The organism is Clostridium punense (genome assembly GCF_017874425.1).
Taxonomy (GTDB): domain Bacteria; phylum Bacillota; class Clostridia; order Clostridiales; family Clostridiaceae; genus Clostridium_J; species Clostridium_J punense.
In genome coordinates, this window is sequence record NZ_JAGGLL010000032.1 from 20025 (window position 1) to 41189 (window position 21165).

The 21165-nt window shown below is 30.0% G+C and carries 19 protein-coding genes and 1 tRNA gene; 17 read left to right on the top strand and 3 right to left on the bottom strand.

The window, feature by feature from the left end:
• Positions 1 to 2: 2 nt before the first annotated feature.
• Both J2Z44_RS16720 and J2Z44_RS16725 read left to right on the top strand, forming a co-directional pair.
• Complete coding sequence (locus J2Z44_RS16720; protein ID WP_021285030.1) at positions 3 to 506, top strand: DUF4446 family protein; 504 nt, start codon at positions 3 to 5, stop codon at positions 504 to 506.
• Positions 507 to 743: 237 nt separating this feature from the next.
• Positions 744 to 1019, top strand: coding sequence for a YkuS family protein (locus tag J2Z44_RS16725; protein ID WP_021285031.1), 276 nt, complete (start codon positions 744 to 746; stop codon positions 1017 to 1019).
• A gap of 904 nt (positions 1020 to 1923) precedes the next feature.
• On the opposite strand, the gene yyaC is transcribed toward J2Z44_RS16725, so the two are convergent.
• Together yyaC and J2Z44_RS16735 are read right to left on the bottom strand one after the other, a co-directional pair.
• Complete coding sequence (gene yyaC / locus J2Z44_RS16730) at positions 1924 to 2538, bottom strand: spore protease YyaC (RefSeq protein ID WP_021282897.1); 615 nt, start codon at positions 2536 to 2538, stop codon at positions 1924 to 1926.
• Positions 2539 to 2892: 354 nt separating this feature from the next.
• Positions 2893 to 4056, bottom strand: coding sequence for an aminotransferase class V-fold PLP-dependent enzyme (locus tag J2Z44_RS16735; protein WP_021282898.1), 1164 nt, complete (start codon positions 4054 to 4056; stop codon positions 2893 to 2895).
• A gap of 371 nt (positions 4057 to 4427) precedes the next feature.
• Here J2Z44_RS16735 and yedF point away from each other — a divergent pair, with 371 nt between their 5' ends.
• From yedF to J2Z44_RS16805, 14 genes are all read left to right on the top strand, one after another.
• The gene (gene yedF, locus J2Z44_RS16740; protein ID WP_021282899.1) at positions 4428 to 5021 is read left to right on the top strand and encodes a sulfurtransferase-like selenium metabolism protein YedF; all 594 of its coding nucleotides are present in this window, start codon (positions 4428 to 4430) and stop codon (positions 5019 to 5021) included.
• A gap of 23 nt (positions 5022 to 5044) precedes the next feature.
• Positions 5045 to 5296 (top strand): putative Se/S carrier protein, encoded by a 252-nt coding sequence (locus J2Z44_RS16745; RefSeq protein ID WP_209649841.1) that lies wholly within the window; start codon positions 5045 to 5047, stop codon positions 5294 to 5296.
• A 315-nt stretch (positions 5297 to 5611) separates the two neighbouring features.
• Positions 5612 to 5815, top strand: a complete 204-nt coding sequence (locus tag J2Z44_RS16750; protein ID WP_021282901.1) for a DUF951 domain-containing protein — start codon at positions 5612 to 5614, stop codon at positions 5813 to 5815.
• A gap of 449 nt (positions 5816 to 6264) precedes the next feature.
• Positions 6265 to 6582, top strand: coding sequence for a MazG-like family protein (locus J2Z44_RS16755; RefSeq protein WP_021282459.1), 318 nt, complete (start codon positions 6265 to 6267; stop codon positions 6580 to 6582).
• A gap of 11 nt (positions 6583 to 6593) precedes the next feature.
• Positions 6594 to 7592, top strand: coding sequence for a YybS family protein (locus J2Z44_RS16760; protein ID WP_021282458.1), 999 nt, complete (start codon positions 6594 to 6596; stop codon positions 7590 to 7592).
• Between the two features lie 3 nt (positions 7593 to 7595).
• Positions 7596 to 9599 (top strand): DHH family phosphoesterase, encoded by a 2004-nt coding sequence (locus J2Z44_RS16765; RefSeq protein ID WP_209649843.1) that lies wholly within the window; start codon positions 7596 to 7598, stop codon positions 9597 to 9599.
• Positions 9599 to 10039 carry a 50S ribosomal protein L9 gene (gene rplI, locus J2Z44_RS16770; RefSeq protein ID WP_021282455.1) on the top strand — a complete coding sequence of 147 codons (441 nt, stop codon included), beginning with the start codon at positions 9599 to 9601 and terminating at the stop codon, positions 10037 to 10039. The genes J2Z44_RS16765 and rplI overlap by 1 nt, the downstream gene beginning before the upstream one ends.
• 137 nt (positions 10040 to 10176) lie before the next feature.
• Entirely contained in the window at positions 10177 to 12009 is a 1833-nt protein-coding gene (lonC, locus tag J2Z44_RS16775; protein ID WP_245353390.1) for a Lon family ATP-dependent protease, read from the top strand.
• A 291-nt stretch (positions 12010 to 12300) separates the two neighbouring features.
• Positions 12301 to 13632, top strand: coding sequence for a replicative DNA helicase (locus tag J2Z44_RS16780; protein WP_021282452.1), 1332 nt, complete (start codon positions 12301 to 12303; stop codon positions 13630 to 13632).
• 312 nt (positions 13633 to 13944) lie between these two features.
• Positions 13945 to 14343, top strand: a complete 399-nt coding sequence (locus tag J2Z44_RS21640) for a TM2 domain-containing protein (RefSeq protein ID WP_021282451.1) — start codon at positions 13945 to 13947, stop codon at positions 14341 to 14343.
• Positions 14344 to 14645: 302 nt separating this feature from the next.
• Entirely contained in the window at positions 14646 to 15602 is a 957-nt protein-coding gene (locus J2Z44_RS16790) for a 3'-5' exoribonuclease YhaM family protein (RefSeq protein WP_021282450.1), read from the top strand.
• Between the two features lie 339 nt (positions 15603 to 15941).
• Positions 15942 to 17321, top strand: a complete 1380-nt coding sequence (locus tag J2Z44_RS16795; RefSeq protein ID WP_021282449.1) for an NAD(P)/FAD-dependent oxidoreductase — start codon at positions 15942 to 15944, stop codon at positions 17319 to 17321.
• 157 nt (positions 17322 to 17478) lie between these two features.
• Positions 17479 to 18765, top strand: a complete 1287-nt coding sequence (locus J2Z44_RS16800; RefSeq protein ID WP_021282448.1) for an adenylosuccinate synthase — start codon at positions 17479 to 17481, stop codon at positions 18763 to 18765.
• A gap of 416 nt (positions 18766 to 19181) precedes the next feature.
• Positions 19182 to 19376 carry a DUF1858 domain-containing protein gene (locus tag J2Z44_RS16805; RefSeq protein WP_021282447.1) on the top strand — a complete coding sequence of 65 codons (195 nt, stop codon included), beginning with the start codon at positions 19182 to 19184 and terminating at the stop codon, positions 19374 to 19376.
• Positions 19377 to 19431: 55 nt separating this feature from the next.
• Here J2Z44_RS16805 and J2Z44_RS16810 read toward each other — a convergent pair whose 3' ends face one another.
• A complete protein-coding gene (locus tag J2Z44_RS16810) occupies positions 19432 to 20673 on the bottom strand; it encodes a BaiN/RdsA family NAD(P)/FAD-dependent oxidoreductase (protein WP_021282446.1) in 1242 nt (413 codons plus the stop codon).
• A 401-nt stretch (positions 20674 to 21074) separates the two neighbouring features.
• Between J2Z44_RS16810 and J2Z44_RS16815 the strand changes: the two genes are divergently transcribed.
• A tRNA-Glu gene (locus tag J2Z44_RS16815) sits at positions 21075 to 21149 on the top strand.
• Positions 21150 to 21165: the final 16 nt, after the last annotated feature.

Consider the following 21165-nt stretch of genomic DNA (forward strand, 5'->3'; position numbering starts at 1 on the left):
CAATGGATAATATACTAACCTTTATTAATGAGCAGCAACTTTACATAACAATTGCACTATGTGCTTTAGTTTTAATATTAATTATAGTAGTAATTACTTGTTTAACAGCTTTGAATAAGTTAGAACGTAAGTACAAAAGACTTATGAGAGGAACAAATAGCAAAAACATAGAGGAATTATTATTAAGTTACTTAGATAAAATTGATGAAGTTAAACAAGTTTCAGATGAAGTAAAGACTCTTTGTGATGAAACAACTAAGATAACTACTAATTGCGTACAAAAAGTATCTATTATTAGATATAAGGCCTTTGAGGATATTGGTAGTGACTTAAGCTACTCAATAGCTATGCTAGATGGTAAGAATAATGGTATTTTAATAACAAGCATTTATGGAAGAAATGAAAGTACCACCTATGCTAAGCCTATAGACAATGGAATCTCAAGATATGATTTATCTGAAGAAGAAGAAAAAGTATTACATCAGGCTATAAATACAGAACACTAACAGGTAAGGTGCTAAAATTAGGATTAAAATTCTAGTTTTAGTGCTTTTTTATTATTTAATATATTCCTTTGATTAATGAAAACCTTAATTTTTTTATATGTAAGTAATGGGTCATAAAGATGAGAGACAAGTCTTAAATAAAAGTACAAAAGGAAAATAAATGTATATAGACTTGAAAATATAAATAGATTAAACATTTTATTTTATGTCAATACTACTCTAAGAGGTGATTAATTCATGAAAATTGCAGTTTCACGTGAATATGATAATATTGCACAGGAACTATCTAATAAAGGTTTTGAGGTTTATTTAGAAAATGAAAAAAATGAAAATTATGACGTAATAATATGTAATTTAAAAAATGATGACTTAATAAAATATAACTTTGGAAATACCTATAAAAAAGATGGCACATTAATTATAGATAAAGGCAGTAAATCAGTGAATGATATTGAGAATATAATTAAAAGTAGAGAATTTAACGTTAAGGATAAGTATGAGCATAATATGTAATTCTGTATTATTATAATAAACTTGTGACCTTACATTACAATTATATATTAATCCTAAAAGCTAATTGGTATTTTATATTTAAATAATTTTAAAATTTACATTTATTATTCTATAAAGCAATTTGTATTAAAAAAATAAGCTAGATACAAGTTGAGTTCGCTAGGCATGCCTACATACGGGGACTAAATATTACTATGTGATAATTTGTGTTTTAAATAATTCAAATTGTGTATAATTTAAGTACTTGCATGGATAAAGTGAAAATGTATGTTTAGTTATTTTTTCTATTGTTTCATGTGAAACAATAGAACTTTTTATTATACAATTTAGCTTAATAGGAATTAATATAAGGAACTCACTCGAAATTTAAATGGTATATTTAAGATGTGGTATATTTTTATACAAATATAGCTTTAAATTACCTATTATTAACTTTAGAAAGTGTAAGAATTAATATCATCTTAGTTATTAATAAGCATAAGATTTATGACCTTAGTAAAAAAATGATGAGCATATAATTTCATAACTAACAAAAACTTGGCTCCATAACTGTAGAGTTAAGTTTTTGTTAGTTATATGTGAATATGAAAGAAAGTTATTATATTAATATATAAAATGAAATAAAGATGGTGAATAAATATAGATAATTTTATTTTGCATTCTCTTTAATATGAGTTGTTAAAAATTATTATATAATGAAAAAATAATATTTAAAGATATTATTTAAACTCATAGGCTTATGATTCAAATCATTAAAACCTAAGGTTATTTAGATGATATAGAAGAAGAATTAGAAAAGTATTTAGAAAAATGAGAAAGTTTAAAAATATATATTTATACGTTGTTTATCACTGAGTTACTATTATGCTTAAATCTAATATTACAAATTTCTACTATATGAGTTTTAACTTTCTAAATTACTTATTAGTTCAGTAACTATATCTTTTGAGAGATGGACAGAGCTTTTTTTACCTCCTATAGTTTTTAAGACTGTATGATAAATTCCAGTAGATATTGCTTCGGCAAGTTTCATAACTACATATAGGCGAGTATTTTGAAGTACCATAAATTCTAAAGATCCAGAAATATTCACAATACCAGTGATACTTAAATCACCAACTTTAGGTAAGTCTTTATTAAGAGCTGCACCAGGGCTTAGAGGTTTTGATTCTATAACAACCTTTCCTACATTTTGTAGAGCTCCTAAAGAGGCATCTATTGCAATTATAAAAGGATCAATATGTTTTACATGTATATCATTTAATACATCCCTTATGTTTTTAGCATGAACAGGATTCTCTAGGTTTCCATAAATATGAACCTTGTCCCTAATTAAAAATTTCAACTTATCTCCAACTAATGGTCCTAGACTATCTCCAGTAGACCTATCAGTTCCAATACATAATATTACTATTTCTTTATTAGATTTAATAACAGGCAGTAATTCTTTTGATAAGGCTTCTCTAATGTTATAAGCACAATCATGGGATAAAGAATCAAAAGTTAATTTGTTAATCATAAATGAACCCCTCCTATATAAAATTATTGACATATAAAAGGGGTTGTATACTTTTATTTATAAATATTTCCACAAGATAAACTGGTTTATAAAATGTTTTTTAAGTAAGTAAATAATTAAGAGCCAGTTTGTAGAAATGTATTAAAGTTTATGAACTTTGAAAAACAAATATTCCTCATGAGAGTAAAAAGTCCCAAAGTATAAGTTCAATAATATTTTTGCTTTATAATATTTCAAGGGAACAAACTTTACTTTTAAAATAAATAACTTCTAAAGCTATTGATTAAAATTAACTTTAGAAGTTATTGAAGTGCTTTTATGTGGTTATTATAATGTAAGCTTTTATTTTAAGGTTTATCTATAGTTTGAATTATTTATTACTTTATTGATAGCTGAAAGTGCATATTTAACATCTTTTAAATCATTAAAATATCCAAAGCTAAAACGCAAAGAACCATTTGGATAAGTACCAATGGCCTTATGGGCTAAAGGTGCACAATGAAGTCCTGTTCTAGTAGTTATTCCATACTCTGAGTCTAGATAAAACCCAAGTTCGCTATTATCTATTTTGCTTGAATTAATAGATATAGTTGAGGTTCTGTGAGCAACATCCTTATGTCCATAAACTTGGATCGTGGGAATATTTAAAACGCCCTCTATGAATTCTTTTGTTAAGAAATCCTCATGCTCCTTAATAGCAGTTAGTCCTTCGGCGTTAATAAACTTAATTCCTTCAAGTAAGCCAGCAATACCAGGGCCATTCATGGTTCCGCTTTCAAATTTATCAGGTAGAAAGTTTGGTTGAATTATATCAGAAGATACACTTCCAGTTCCACCTTCTATAAGAGGGGTACAAATGTTATTAAATTCCTCACTAATTAAGAAACCACCGATTCCTTGCGGACCAAATAAGCTTTTATGACCAGTGAAAGCAAGTGCACTACAATTTAGTTCATCAAAATTCAGGTCTAAAACACCAGCAGTTTGAGCACTATCGATAATAAAATAAATCCCTCTTTCCTTACATATATTGCCAATGTCTATAAGTGGTTGTATAGTACCAGTAACATTTGACCCATGAGATAGTACTACTAGCTTAGTATTAGATTTAATTTTCTGTTTAAATTCATCTATACTTATTTCCCCAAGAGTATTTGCATTTAAAATATCTAGTTCTATGGTTCCAGCATTAGATAGGCTATTTAATGTTCTTAAGGTGCTATTGTGATCCATTGCGGAAGTGATTACATGCCATCCAGCTTTAACAGACCCTTTTATGAGCATATTTAATGAGTAGGTTATATTTGGAGTAAAAATTACATTTTCAACCTGTTCAAAGTGGAAAAAATTTGACAGGGTATTTCTAGCTTCAAAGATTACCTTGTTTCCTTTAAGAGAAGAACTAGAGGCACCTCTTCCTGGATTTGCACCAATGTTTGTCATGTAGTTCATTATGGCATTATAAACTGAAGTTGGCTTAGGAAAGGTAGTTGCAGCATTATCTAAATATATTTGCATAGTAAATAAGTCCTCCTTGCAATAATGTTAATAAATTTAATAGGCAATTCAAATAGATATAAGTTATCTATTTGTAATAAAAATAGTTATTGCTAATTTCCTTTGATATAATTAAAGAATATACTAATAAAATTAGAATATACACGTATTATAATAAATATATTAAGAGGAAAATTCAATATTGTAGAATATTTATTTAATTTGCAATGCTACCACTTTAAAGTAGTGGTGTGATGAATTAACATATAAGTGAGTAAGCTAAACTTATTAGAATTAAGTAATATATATATTAGAATAATATCATAATATAAAGGTTAATAAAAATATTTAAAACCTATAAGAATAAAGGGGGAAGACTTTAAGTCGACATTATGAGTAATATAATTAATTGCAAGGGAATGAATTGCCCACTTCCAGTAGTGAATACAAAAAAATACTTTGATACTATAGAAAAGGGAATAAGTACTACTATAGTAGACAATGAAGTAGCTAAAAATAATATAATTAAGTTTGTGGAAAATAGCGGCTTTAAATATGAGGTGGAGGAAAGAGATGGCCTTTATCATATATTAATAACAAAGGGTGAAGGCATCAAAGAGGATAAATCTTCAGAGGTTAAAGAATCCAATGATGAAATTTTTACTATAGTTGTAGGGTCAGATAAATTAGGTAATGGTGATGATGATTTAGGCATAGCTTTAATGAAAAGTTATTTATTTGCCTTATCTGAAGCTGAAAAAATTCCGAATAACTTAATTTTTCTTAATAGCGGTGTAAAATTAGTTGTAGAAGGGTCCTTAGTTTTAGATAGTCTAGAAAAACTTCAACAAAGAGGTGTTGAAATCCAAAGCTGTGGACTATGTCTTGATTTTTATAAAATAAAAGATTCATTAAGAATTGGTGAAATTACAAACATGTATGCTATAATAGAAATTATGAATAACTCTAAAACTATAAAATTATAGCATAATAAATAGGAGAGATTTTAATGAATAATTTTTATATATTAACTTTTAATAATACTCATGAAGCAATGAAAGCTGAGAGTGCGTGTTTAAGTTCACAAATAAAGGTTATTATGATGCCAACTCCAACTTATATAACAAAAAGCTGTGGTATAAGCCTTAGAGTAGGTAAAGGTGATTTTGAAGGCTTAAAAGAGCTCATAAGCGATAATAAAATAACTTATAAAGGTGTATTTGAATTGAACGAAAATATTCTTAAACAAGTTGAGTTGTAAGAATATAGTATAAAAAATAAGTAATGTCTATGGAGATATTACTTATTTTTTATATAATATACATATAGGTTTTTATAAGAATTTAAAAAACTTTAAAGTTTGATTAATATTAGGTAAATATTAAATTATAAATTAAACTTTTTAATATGTGATCTCCAGTAATGAAAATTAATTTCACTATAAGGTTACTGAATGAAAACCTAGTTTATAAATATATAAACTTTATTAGAACATATACTTATGATTTTCAATCTAAGTTTCTAAGCTAGAGTTATAGGTATTACATAATAGGTATAAAGATAGGAGTCTGATTATATGAAAGAATTTGATTTACATGATATTGTTGAAACAAAGAAAACTCACCCTTGTGGCAGCAAACAGTGGGAAGTTATAAGAGTTGGAGCAGACGTTAAAATAAGATGCTTAGGCTGTGATAGAATAGTAATGTTACCTAGAAATAAGTTTGAGAACAGCATTAAGAAAATAGTTAAAAAAGGTGAAGAAAAGGGAGAAAAATAAACAAGCAGAGCAGGTTAGCTCTGCTTATTTATTTATATATTATATGATAAAATACTTATTATATAATTATAGATATAATTTCTACATTATATGAAAACTTTAAGTAGCTTATATTAAAGAAAATGCAATTATATTTTTATGTAATAGCTTTATTACATTCTATATACAATAAAATCTTTAGTATTTTTACCATTTTAGGATAAACTTATTAAGGAAAATAAACAAGAGAGATTTAAAACATATGAACTCTTGAAGTGAAAGTATTGATAATGAAAGAAAAATAATATTTAAGTTATATATCTTAATTTATAAGTATATGTAATAATGGGAATATATAGTATAATTATATTATCCATTTATTGTAAAAATTTTTAAAAGCTTTCTGTTGTTGCATAAATATAGAAAAAAAACTAAAATAGATTTATAACCTCTGGGAAAGGGTGGTTTAGGTGAGAAAAGAAGATTTTAATATTATGTCCAATGTTAAAGTAGTAGAAGGGTTAAAGGCAGAACTACTATGTGCTATAGGTGACCTTTTCAAGCTTTTAAGTAAGGGCAGCAATATAGCACAAGAAGCATTACTAGACTGCATATCTGGTGCAATAATAATGTTATATATATTAGCAGAGAAATTAGGATATTCACATCTAGCCGTTGATGAAAGTATGAAGAGAAAGTTAAAAATAGGTATGGTTGAGGACGATCAGATGGAAAGAGAGGGAAAAAGTTTAAGTAAACTTTATAATCACATAAGAGAAAGAAGTTAAAGGAGGGAATCATGGAAAAAACAAAATTTAATACTAATGCAATGGTAGAAGCAGCACTTATGGCAGTTTTTGTTATAGTTATATTAATTGTAACCGGTTATGTGCCAATTTTATCTTTCTTTGGTACTTTAATTTTACCAATACCCATTGCAGTATTATATTTAAGACAAAACTTTAATATAACTCTAAGCTGTATAGTGGTAAGTACAATAATTACTGCACTTTTGTTTAATCCAATAATATCAATAAATGCAGCAATTAATTATGCTTCAATAGGATTAACCTTAGGTTACTGTATAAAAAGCAAAAAAAGCGCTTACGTTACTGTGTTAATGCTAACTTTAGCTTGTATTCTAACAAATATTTTAAGTGCTCTCATAATGCTTGTTTTTATAGAAAAAACTAGCTTGATAACTTTCTTAACTGATTCAGCCAACACTGCTATAAATAGTTTTAAAGCTTCTTTTGAAGAAGCTAGAAGTTATTATGTGAACATGGGAGTTAGTGGTAAACAGTTAGAGCAAATGGATCAAGCACTGACTATGATAAATATAGAAAATATGCTACTCATGTTACCAGTAAGCATTTTATTTTATGGATTTATGGCAGCTTATATAAACTATATAGTTTCAATAAAAGTTTTAAAAAAATTAAGATATAAGATAGAGGAAGTTTTACCTTTTAGTAATTTCTATGTTTCCAACTTAGTAGGAGCTGCATTAATTGGAGTTACTTGTATTGGTATTATATTAAGTGGAAAAAATGTTTATGGAGCTGAGTATTTCTATAAATCTATGATTTCTATAATAAAATTTATTTTCATTTTAAATGGTGTTGCAGCAGCTTCATATTTCATGGAAAAAAAGAGATTATTATCTAAAAGGGTTACTACTTTACTAATATTCTTTTCTTTTATCGTTGGATTAGGAGAACTATATTTTACTATTGGTTTTGTAGAAATGATATTTGACTATAGAAGACTAGACCCCTATAGAATAAGAAAGGTGTAGTTTATGGATAATAAGGAACTGAAATATAATTTTTTCAATCTTGGTAGCAGTAAGGTTTATATGATGTTAATTGCCATATTAATAGGCATAATTTTTTATTTTAAACATTTTGTAATTGGTATTGTGTCCTTAATTTTTTATATAATTCTTGTAGTATATAATATATATACTATAAAAAATAAGAAGTCGGAACTAAAAAAGTTTATTGAATCAGTATCCTCTAAAATGGATATAGCAACTACTAGTACTTTTGTTAAATTACCTTTTCCTTTAATAATGGTTGGAAATAAAGGTAACATACTTTGGTATAATCCTAACTTGTCTTCTAAGCTTGAAGGAGAACAAATCTTAGGAAAAAATATTAAAGAGTTTATAAAGGAATTTAATATAAAACAAGTAATTGAAGGTAAGAGGGAAGTATACAACAACATTCCAATAAAAGATAGCTTCTATGATATATATATTAATATTATAGATATTGAAATTTCTAATGATGAAAACGATAAAATAATACTATTATATTTTTATGATGTTACTGAAAAAGTAAAGCTATTGAAAAATATTAATGAAAATAAAGAAAGTGTAATGCTTATTGAAGTTGATAATTTAGATGATGTTATTAAAACTACGGCAGAGGGGACAGCTCCTCAGCTAGTAGCAGATATTGAAAGAACCATAAATAGCTATGCTCAAAACCTAGATGCTATGATTAAAAAGTATGCTTCTAATAAATATGTATTAACCACTAAAGATAGACATATTGAAAAAGAAATGGAAAGAAAATTTGAGATTTTAGATGCCATTAGAGAAATAAATGTGGGAAATAAATTAGCGGTTACATTAAGTATTGGTATTGGACGTGGAGGAGAAACACCTGCTCAAAATCATGACTTTGCAGTAACTGCTAAAGATTTAGCTTTAGGCCGTGGTGGAGATCAGGTAGTAGTAAAAAGTTTTGAAAAACTATCCTTCTATGGTGGAAAGACTAAGGAAGTAGAAAAGAGAACTAAGGTAAGAGCTAGAGTTATAGGTCATGTATTACTTGACCTTATTAATGAAAGTAGTAATATATTTATAATGGGCCACAAAAATCCTGATATAGATTGCCTTGGTTCAGCCATTGGAATGTACAGCATAATTAAGTCCTTGAATAAAGAGTGTTATGTAGTTTTAGATGGGCCAAATAATGCTGTTAAGCAAATGTTAGACGTATTAGATGAAGATGGTTCTTATGTTGATACCTTTATTAATATTGAAAAAACTAAAGTCTACAAAAATGAAAAAAGTCTATTAATATTAGTAGACGTTCATAATGAGGGTTATGTGCTTTCTATGGATGTGGTCAATTCTTTTGATAAAGTAGTAGTTTTAGATCATCATAGAAAAGCTAAGGACTTTATTCAAGGAACTATATTAAGTTATATAGAGCCATATGCTTCTTCTACCGCAGAGCTTGTAACTGAAATAATTCAGTATATGGTGGAAAAACCAAAACTAAGTAAAATAGAAGCTATTGGACTACTAGCAGGTATTTGTGTTGATACTAAAGATTTTTACTTCAAAACTGGGGTAAGAACCTTTGAAGCAGCAGCATTTCTGAGAAGACTTGGTGCAGATACCATAGATGTGAAAAGAATTTTTACTGATGATTTAAATGTTTACTTAATGCGTGCTGAAATAATTAAGGCAGCTCAGGTTAAAAATGGAATAGCAGTGGCAAAATGTCCTCCAAATATAGAAGATACTGTATTAACTGCCCAAGCAGCGGATGAATTACTAAATATTACAGGTATCCAAGCATCCTTTGTTATTGTTAAAATGGAAGGAGACGCTTATATTAGCGGTAGATCACTTGGTGATGTTAATGTGCAGGTAATACTAGAATCCTTAGGTGGGGGAGGCCATATGACTATGGCTGGTGCAAAACTCAAATCTATGAGCTTAGATGAAGCAGCAGAAAAGTTAAATGAGGCCATAGACAAATACTTAAGGGAAGGTGAAAAGTAATGAAAGTTATATTATTACAAGATGTTAAGGGAGTAGGAAAAAAAGGAGAGGTGATTAATGCTTCAGACGGATACGCAAGAAACTTTTTATTTCCTAAGAAATTAGCTCAAGAAGCCAATGATGTTAATATGCACATTTTAAATAAGAAGAATGAAGCAGATAGAAAGAAGAAGCTTGCTGAAATTGAAGCAGCTCAAAAATTAGCTGGAGAGCTTAGAGATAAGGTTGTTAAGCTTTCAGCTAAAGCAGGAGAAAATGGAAGGCTATTTGGAGCCATAACAAGCAAGGATATTGCTCAAGAGCTAAACAAACAACATAATGTAGATATCGATAAAAAGAAACTTGTAATGGATACTATAAAAACTATGGGAACTTTTGATGTGGAGATAAAACTATATCCAGAAGTATCTACAAAGATTAAGGTTGTTGTTTCAGAGTAATGCCCAATAACTTTAAAAGCTGAAGGGAGGAAATGCATTAGAAGGTTTATGATACCTTCTAATGCGACTTAATTTTGAGATTACAATCTATTAATGAATTCAATGGCTTTGATTTTGATAAGACAATATCAGTAGATATGCAAGTAGAAGTCATGTTTGAACTTCTTTATAAGGTGCTAGATGAAGGAACAATAAAAGCTAGAACCGTTAAGTACAAGCTGCAAAAATATATAAATAGTAAAGATGTTTATAAAAGACTTTATGCTTTAAATAAGATTGTTACTAATGGTAAGGGAGTTGAAATAACCCCTAACAGCAGTAATGCATTAGAGGTTTTACAAGCAACTAGCAAGGCACTTAGTGATGTAGTTGCTAAAAGATATGTTCAAAATAAAATTGAAACTCAAGTAGAACAATACTTAATGGAAAAACAAGACAAGTATGTAGATGAGCTTAGGCTTGGTATACTGAAAAAACAAAAGGGCCCAGAGAATGCAAAGACTTTAAAAAAATATGCTGAATTAGAAGTTTTAGATTCTAAAAAGCTTACTCAGAATATAATGTCTATGTTAAGACCAGAAAGTTTTTCTGAAATTGTGGGACAAGAAAGAGCCATAAAGTCTCTAATTTCAAAAATGTCTTCTCCTTACCCACAACATATTATTTTATATGGACCACCTGGGGTAGGAAAAACTAGTGCTGCAAGGTTAGCTCTAGAAGAAGCTAAGAAGCTTAAGTACACTCCTTATGAAAAGAGTGCTAAATTTGTGGAGGTAGATGGGACAACCTTAAGATGGGATCCAAGGGAAATAGCAAATCCGCTTTTAGGTTCAGTACATGATCCTATTTATCAGGGAAGTAAAAGGGATTTAGCAGAGACCGGAATCCCAGAACCAAAACCAGGTCTTGTTACAGAGGCTCATGGTGGAGTATTATTCATAGATGAAATCGGGGAGTTAGATTCAACTCTTCAAAATAAGTTATTAAAGGTTTTAGAAGATAAGAGAGTGGAATTTTCATCTTCTTATTATGACCCAGATGATGAAAACACTCCTCAGTATATAAAATTTTTATTTGATAAGGGAGCTCCAGCAGACTTCGTACTTATAGGAGCAACTACTAGAGAACCAGGGGAGATAAACCCAGCCTTAAGATCAAGATGTACAGAGGTATATTTTGAGCCACTTTCAACTAAAGATGTTGAAAACATTGTATTAAATGCTGCTAAAAAGTTAAATATTAAGTTAGAGCCTGGCATTGCAAAGGAAATTAGCAGGTATACAATAGAAGGAAGAAAAGCAGTTAATTTGCTAGCTGATGTATATGGATACGTATTATATAATAAGGGTTATGAGGAAGGCAGCGAAACTCTTATAACTATGGAAGATTTAAATGAAGTTATTTCTATAAGCAGAATGAAGCCTTATGAAGAGGTAAACACCAATGATGAAAAAGAAATTGGTCAAATATATGGACTTGGAGTAGCAGGATTCTTAGGTTCAACTTTGGAAATTGAGGCTGTAGTTTTTGAGGCTAAAGATAAAGGGGCAGGAACTGTAAGATTTAATGAAACTGCAGGTTCCATGGCAAAAGACTCTGTATTTAATGCAGCTTCTGTTATAAGAAAGATAACTAATAAGGATATTAAGGATTATGATATACATGTAAATATTGTAGGCGGAGGAAAGATTGATGGACCTTCTGCAGGAGCAGCAATAACTGTATGTATAATCAGTGCGCTTTTAAACAGACCTATAAAACAAGACATTGCAGTAACAGGAGAAGTATCTTTAAGGGGTAAGGTTAAACCAGTAGGTGGAATCTTTGAAAAAGTTTATGGTGCTAGAAGAAAAGGTATCAAAACTGTAGTTGTACCAAAAGACAATGAAAAAGAAGTTCCAGTAGGTCTTGAAGATATAGAAGTTAAGGTAGTATCAACTATTGAGGAATTATTAGATATAGTATTTTAAACCTTAGATTTTATATAAAATATAAAAACATAGTTAAAGCCTTAGAAGTTAGGGTGAGTTATTGTGGTTTAAATATTATATTTTAATTGTTATAAGTACTAACATTATATGTTTAAATTTTAAACCCTGCTATAATTACATGGCAGGGTATAATTTATACATTCAGCAAGCTAGAGAAAGTATAAAGAGTTTATATATTTATAAATACTTGAAGTAATGAGCTTGTTCGAATATTAGTTTAGTAATCATATTTATTATTTTTATGAACCTTGCTTGAAGGGAGATGAATACATGGAAGAAACTATTAGAAGTATGCCTCAAAACCTAGATGCAGAGCAGTCGGTACTAGGTTCTATGCTTATAGACAAAACTGCTATAGCTCAAGCTGTAGAGGTATTAAATGCAGAAGACTTTTATAGAGATACACACAAAGTGATTTTTAGTGCTATAAGAGACTTATACCAAAAAGATATACCCGTTGATATGATAACACTTCTTGATTATTTAAAATCCACAGAGAAGCTTGAAGAAGCTGGAGGGATTACTTACATAAGTCAAATTAGTGCTTCAGTGCCCACAACGGCTAATATAGCTTCTTACATAAAAATTGTAGAAGATAAGTCCACTTTAAGAAAACTTATCAGAACTTCTACAGAAATAATAGAGCAAAGTTATAATAAGCAAGATAATGTAGACGCAGTAATGGATTTAGCGGAAAAGAAAATATTTGGACTTTCTCAAACAAAAAATTCTAGTGACTTTGAGCCTATGAATGTAGTACTTGAAAGAGGATTCCTAGAGATTGAAAGACTATTTAATAACAAGGGGGATACTACTGGAGTTCCTAGTGGATTTAAGGATCTTGATGATAAAACCTCTGGCTTTCAAAGCGGAGACATGGTTCTTATTGCTGCTAGACCTTCTATGGGTAAGACTACCTTTGTTCTTAACTTAGCTCAACATGCGGCACTTAGGGCAGGAAAGAAAATAGCTATTTTTTCCCTAGAAATGAGTAAAGAGCAGCTTGCTTATAAACTCTTATGTGCAGAAGCTAATGTAGATATGTTAAAGCTTAGAACAGGTAATCTTGAGGATAAAGATTGGGAGAGTATTGCAAGAGCTTCAGGACCACTTGCAGCTGCTAAAATTTTCATAGATGATACTGCAGGTATTTCTGTAATGGAAATGCGTTCAAAATGTAGAAGATTAAAACTTGAACATGGTATAGATATGATAATAATTGACTATCTTCAACTCATGAGTGGAAGCAATCCAGATAATAGACAACAAGAGGTATCTGAAATATCAAGAAGTATTAAGGCTATAGCCAAGGAGATGAAATGTCCAGTAATTGCACTATCACAGCTTTCACGTGCGCCAGAGCAAAGGGCAGACCATAGACCAATGTTATCTGACTTAAGAGAGTCAGGTTCTATTGAGCAGGATGCTGACTTAGTTATGTTCTTATATAGAGATGAGTATTATAATAAGGAAACGGAAGAAAAAAATGTGGCTGAGTGTATAATTGCTAAGCAAAGAAATGGTCCTGTTGGAACAGTAAAGCTTGCTTGGCTTGGTCAGTTTAGTAAGTTTGGCAATTTAGATGTAGTTCACCAACAATAATCACCAGTTATAAAAAACTATTATAATAGGGGAAGCAAGGTTAGGAATGTATTATAATGAAAAGCTACCTTGGTTTCCCTATTGATTTATATAATTTTAGTGAAGCTTATATGGTGGATAATTAAGATTTATTTAGTCTCATAGATAGCAATACGAATACTAAGTAGCAAAGTATATACAGCTACTTTATCATTAACATTTTCGCTAAAATTATTTTCAATAAATTAATCTTTCATAAAGAATTTAGAGTAATATAAACATAATATTAATCATAAGGATATAATATAACTTTGAGAGAAAGGTGGTATCCTTATGCTATGTGTTAAGTGTAATTACATTAACGATAGTAATGCACGGGTATGCTCAAACTGTGGACATAATCTTTTAATAGAGGAAAGCTTTGATGAAATAAATTCTAAACATGTAAAAAACCAAAACATAGTTACTTCTTCACAGTCTGCAGAAGAGGCTGAAGAAGTAAGTAATAAGAAGTGGTCTATGGTATTAATTTTATGTATACTCTTAGGACTTATAGGGTTTCATAGATTCTATGTAGGAAAAGGAGGTACTGCAATTTTAATGCTACTGACCTTTGGAGGCTTTGGAATATGGACTTTAGTAGATTTGGTAATTATTGCATTGAATGAATTTACAGATGAAGATGGAAGAAAAATAAAGAGAAATAAAAACTCTATTGCAGAGGTAGCATAAAGATGTGATTTAAGGTCACATCTTTTTTCATAATTATTATTGTATAATTATTTTTAATTTGATAATATTCATTTAGGCATCTTCAAAAATAAATAAGTTAGTATGCTTGTCTATTTGATTTATACTGCGTCAACAGAATCCTTAGATGGTGCTACTAGTTAAGGACCCTGTTTCTTTTTCGCCACAAGCTTGCTTATGAACTCAAAATATTCGTTACATAGTTTACTTATTATTTATTTTCAGATGTCTTATGTGATAAAACATCATATGGGCTTATTAAAGCTAAGTTGAGGAGAGATTACATGGTAAATAAGAAAATAGCAGAGTTTAATAGGAATGATAAAATAGAAGGATATTTTTTAGTAAAAACTGTGGATTGTAAAATAACAAATAACAGCAGCACTAATAAGTATTTGGACTTTAACCTTACAGACTCTACAGGAGAGATTAATGCAAAGCTTTGGGAGTGGAATAATGAGCTTGAGCAAATGTTTAAGGACAATATGGTAGTAAAGGTTAGAGCTGTAGTTAATGAGTATAGGGGAAAACTACAATTAAAAATTGAAAAAATAAGAAATATCACTTCAGAAGATAAGATTAATATTGATGATTTTGTGTTATCAGCACCTTATAAATCTGAGGATATGTTCGATACCATACTAGAATTTACGGAGAAAATAGGGAACAAGGATATAAGAGGTATTGTGGAAAATATAATTTTAAAATGTAGTAATAAGATGATGCACTATCCTGCAGCAAAGTCTAATCATCATGCCATAAGAGGAGGGCTACTGTATCATACTACTACAATGTTAAAAGCTGGGGAAAAACTTTTAGAGGTTTATACTCATTTAAATAAGGATTTGCTATATGCAGGAATAATCCTTCATGATATTGCCAAGATTTATGAGATGGATTCTAGTGAATTAGGCATAGTTTCTCAATATACTGCTGAAGGTCAGCTTTTAGGTCATATAATCCTTGGAATTAACTTAATCGATAGAGCTGGTAGAGAACTAGAAGCAGATAATGAAGTTATAATGTTACTTCAACACATGATTTTATCTCATCACTATGAGCCAGAATACGGAAGTCCTAAAAAACCTATGATCCCTGAAGCCGAAATGCTTCATTATTTAGATATTTTAGATGCTAGAATGTATGATATGCAAAAGGCGTTACATGATGTTAATGAAGGGGAATTCTCAGAGAAGATATATAGCTTAGAAAATATAACTTTATATAAATCTAAGATTTAATATATAGGGAATCAAGGTAGATTGAACTTATACAGGAGTCTACCTTGATTCCCTTGAATCTTTTAAAGATATGGGCAAGGCAAAATATATATTAGGAGCCTATAAAGCTATTTAAGTTGCTTATTAAAAGTAATTTAAATAGCTTTTTATTTATCCATCTTTGTAGTTGTGGTTACATAAATTTCAACTTAAAGGTTCATGATAATTTTATATGAAAGTAAAAGGAGAAGGTAGTACATAGACGATTAACGAATTATTTAAATCTAATTAATATAATTATTCGTGTTTTCGTTGACTAAAGTAAGTGTACTTTGCTAATATAATTATGGGGTGATAATAATGAATAACTTATATGACATTATAATCGTTGGTGCAGGTGCCAGCGGAATATTTGCTGCTTATGAATTAATGGCTTTAAATTCTAAGGCAAAGGTTTTAATGATTGAAAAAGGTAATAGTTTAGAAAAAAGAAAGTGCCCTATTAATGGAAAGACTATAAAAAGTTGTATTCATTGCAAATATTGCAACATAATGAATGGATATGGAGGAGCAGGAAGTCTTTCAGATGGAAAATATAATATTACAAACAATTTCGGTGGAGATTTATATAAATATATTGGAAGAGAAGAAGCTTTAGATTTAATGTATTATGTAGATAAAGTTCTCTGTGATAATGGAGGAAGTGATGCAAAACTTTACTCTACAGCTAATAGTTCTCTAAAGACTAAAGCACTTCAACATGATTTACACCTACTAGATGCAAAAGTAAGACATCTTGGTACAGATAGGAACCTTAAGATATTAGGAAACATGTACAATCATTTGAAAGAAAAAATAGATATGATTTTCAATACAGAGGTTAAGGAGATTTCTAAAGAGGAAGGTAACTTCATAGTTACTACTGATAATGGACAGTATATGTGCAAGGACTTAATAGTAGCTAGTGGGCGTTCAGGGTCTAAGTGGATATCTAAGGTTTGTGAGAATTTAGGAATAGAAACTAAGAGCAATAGAGTAGATATTGGAGTTAGGGTAGAGCTGCCAGCAGCAGTTTTTGAACATATAACCGCTGAGGTTTATGAAAGTAAAGTAGTATACAGAACTAAAAAGTATGGGGATTTAGTAAGAACCTTCTGTATGAATCCACATGGAGAAGTAGTAAATGAAAATACTAATGGAATAGTAACAGTAAATGGACATAGCTATTCTAATCCAGAACTTCATACAGATAATACAAACTTTGCCCTACTAGTTTCCAATAATTTTACTGAACCCTTTAAGAATAGTAATGAGTATGGAGAATCTATTGCAAGACTTAGCAATATGCTTGGTGGAGGAGTGTTAGTTCAAAGGTTTGGAGATTTAGTTAAAGGAAGAAGAACTAATGACCATAGACTTAGCAAGAGTTTTACCAACCCAACCTTAAAGGCTACACCAGGGGATTTAAGCTTAGTAATACCTAAGCGTCAATTAGATGCTATAATAGAGATGATATATGCTCTTGATAATATTGCGCCAGGGACAGCCAACGAAGATACCCTTTTATATGGCGTTGAAGTTAAATTCTATAACTCTAATATAGAAGTAGATAATAACTTAGAAACTAAGATAAAAGGCCTATATGTGCTTGGAGATGGTTCAGGAGTAACTCATTCTTTATCTCAAGCTTCAGCTAGTGGAGTATATGTAGCAAGAATTTTAGAGAAAAAGTATAATTAGTTATTTAACTCATTAAATTCTGTTTAATATGATAAATACTAAAATGAAGGCAAAATTTATAAGTGAGCAGAGTTTAATTTTTGTAAGGCAGTTGAGTAGTGTTATTTTAACCCAACTGTTCTATATATGATTTAGTAAAAGAAAGAGAGGAATTATTATGTCATCATACGTAGTATTAGGAGCTCAATGGGGAGACGAAGGAAAGGGGAAGATGACTGATTACCTAGCAGAAACTGCAGAGGTTATTGTTAGATTCCAAGGAGGAAATAATGCAGGTCACACTGTAGAAGTTGGGGAGAAGCAATATAAACTTCATCTTATACCTTCAGGCATATTATATAAGGAAAAATTAAATATAATTGGAAATGGAGTAGTGGTGGATCCAGAAGCTCTATTTAAAGAAATGGATTATTTAGGAGCTCTAGGAGAAGATATCACTCCAGAGAGATTATTAATAAGCGATAGAGCTCAAGTTATAATGCCATATCATAAGATACTTGATGAGCTAAAGGAAGAAGCAAGAGGAAAGAATGATATTGGTACTACAAAAAAAGGAATAGGACCTTGTTATACAGATAAGGTTGAAAGATGTGGAATTAGAGTCTGCGATTTAATAAAACCTGAAGTTTTAAAAGAAAAGCTTCAAGAGTATTTAGAGATGAAGAATACATTAATTTCAAAAGTTTATGAAGGAAAAGAGCTTAATTTTGATGAAGTTTATGAAGCTTATGTTAAGCATGGAGAAAGAATAAAACCATATGTGACAGATACATCTGTTAAAGTTTATGACAGTATAAAAGCAGGAAAGAAAGTGTTATTTGAAGGAGCACAAGGAACTCTACTTGATATAGATTTTGGTTCTTATCCTTATGTAACTTCTTCTAATACTGTAGCTGGAGGCGTTTGCACTGGAGCAGGAATAGGACCTACTATGATTGATGGTGCAATAGGAATTGTTAAGGGGTATACTACAAGAGTAGGAAAGGGACCATTCCCAACAGAACTTAATGATGAAACTGGAGACTGGATTAGAGAAAAGGGCTTTGAGTATGGAACAACTACAGGAAGAAGCAGAAGATGTGGTTGGTTAGACCTTGTAATACTTAAAACAGCAGCTAGGATTTCAGGTCTTACAAGCTTTGGAGTTACTAAAATAGACACTCTAGCAGGACTTGAAAAGTTAAAAGTATGCGTTGGTTATAAACTAGAGGATAAGGTTATTGACTACTTCCCAGCAAGCTTAGAGGATTTAGCTAAATGTGAACCAATATATGAAGAGTTTGATGGTTGGGATGAGAGCATTAAGGATGCTAGAACCTATGAAGAATTACCTGAAAATGCAAAGATATACTTAAAGAGAATAGAAGAGTTTACAGGAGTTAATATTTCTATCATATCTGTAGGTCCAAGAAGAGACCAAACTATGATGGTAAATAGCTTATAATTATTATAAATAGGGTACTAAGTTTGGAATAATCTGACTTAGTGCCCTTTTAGTTTTACTAGCAATGATGAAATCTAATGGAAAAAACTATAGGGTGAATTGTCTTAAAAGAATGTAATTATAAGCAAGGGATAAGTGTATTTCAAAAATAACATTTAGAGGATTTAATTTAAAAAAACCTTCACGCATAAGTTTATTTTCCAGCAAAGAAATTTTACTAGAAGATACAAGTATGGATACTTATAAGATGATATTTAATAAATCTATAAATAAAATTCATTAATAAAAAAATAAAATAAATTTTGTAACATAAGTTACACTAATTATTTCTCCTTGATGCTATAATAGACACATAGAGAATATTAAAAATACATTATAAACATAATATAATTAAAATAATTTATGAGGTGATAGATATGAAAATACAAAAAACAATGACAATAGGTGAAATAGTTAGAACTTACCCACAATCTCCAGAAATATTAATGAGATTTGGAATGGGATGTGTAGGATGCCCATCAGCTCAAGCTGAAACCTTAGAAGAGGCAGCAATGGTTCATGGAATTAACTTAGAAGATCTTTTACAAGAATTAAATAAAGCAGTTGAATAGTTTCTATAAAAGATAAGGTAAGAAGAGCGTGTTCTTCTTACCTTATCTTTTACTATTAGTTTGAACTTAAGGAATTATAGATTGATTTTATTGCTGTATTAGCACTACTCCAAGCCCATTGTAGATTAAAGCCACCACAATCTCCATCCACATCTAGGATTTCTCCCCCGAAATATAGCTTAGGAACTAATTTAGACTGGAGAGTGACATTATCTACCTCAGTAGTATTAACTCCGCCTAAGGTCACTTGAGCGTTATCAAAGGAGTTAGTACCTGAAACAGTAAAAGTCCAATTCTTTAGTAAGCTATAAAGCTTATACCTAAGATCATAAGAAATATTATAGGTAGCTTCATGGATATCTTCAATGCCAACTTCCTTTAGTATAATTGGAATAAGTTTTTTATGTATGATTCCAATTAGATTTTCTGAAATAGAACGATAAGAAAAGAGGGCAAAATGATTTTCTAAGAAATTTATCAAATCATCCTTAGAAAACTGATCCATCATATCAACTTTAAGAGAAATACTTTTATTGTTCTGGATACCTTTAGAAGCAATTCTACTAAGTTGAAGTATAGGAGGGCCCGAAATACCGTAGTCTGTAAAAAGAATTTCTCCGGTTTCTTCCCTTTTTAATGTTCCATCTACTAATATAGATGCTGTACCATCAAATTTAACGCCTGAAATAGCTTTTAATTTACTATATTGAAGTTTAAGTTGAACAAGGCCAGGGGAAGTGAAAATAATGCTATGACCTAAGGTTTTAGCTAGGTTATAGCCTGAGCCATCAGAGCCTGTCTTAGTATAGCTTTTTCCTCCAGTACATAGAAGAACATACTCAGAGGTAAATATATCTCCATTTTCAGCCTGAATCTTAAAACTCTTATCTTTTTTTATACTATTAATTTTAGTATTAACATGGATTGGAATTGATTTATCCTCTAAATTCATCCTAAAAATATCTAATACAGAGGAAGCTTGTAAGGACATGGGGTACATTTTACCCTCATCTAAGGTAGTTAAATAAATCCCTAAAGTGTTAAAATAATTTATGGTATCCTCTAAAGTGAAATTATCTAAGGTAGATTTAAAAAATAAGTCATTATCACTGTGATATCTTAAGTAATTTATCTTAGAATTAGTTATATTACATCTTCCATTTCCTGTAGTTAATAATTTTTTTCCTATTCTATCTGTGCCCTCAACTAGCGCCACATTTATTCCTAAGTCCTTAGCCATAATTGAAGCAGTAATACCACAGGCTCCGCCACCTATAATAATTAAGTCATAATTCAATATTAAGTCTCCTTTCTTAATATAAAGCTATATATCTAAGAGTAATGGGTTTTTATATTTTTTTCAAGAAACTATAGCTTCTAACATTTATAATCATATTTATACAAGTTTAGTTATTAAAAGAAATAACCTAGGTTAATCTTTGAGCTAATTATAGGTTCATTATACAGTATAAAGGTCATAATAGTTTTATAGAGCTAATAAAATTTAATAACAGTATAAGTATTGTCAATAAATAGTGCTATAAACCTATGAAATTAGACAATAAAAAAATTACCAAAATAAAAAATAAAAAAAGTTTTAAAATAATGTTGACATACGTTAAAAATTTTTGTATTATAGAACATGTCGGGTGAGCCGAAAGGCGAAGTAACTCGAATAACAAAAGATAAATGACATATGGCTCCTTGGTCAAGCGGTCAAGACACCACCCTTTCACGGTGGTAACAGGGGTTCGATTCCCCTAGGAGTCACCATTTGCGGTCGCATAGC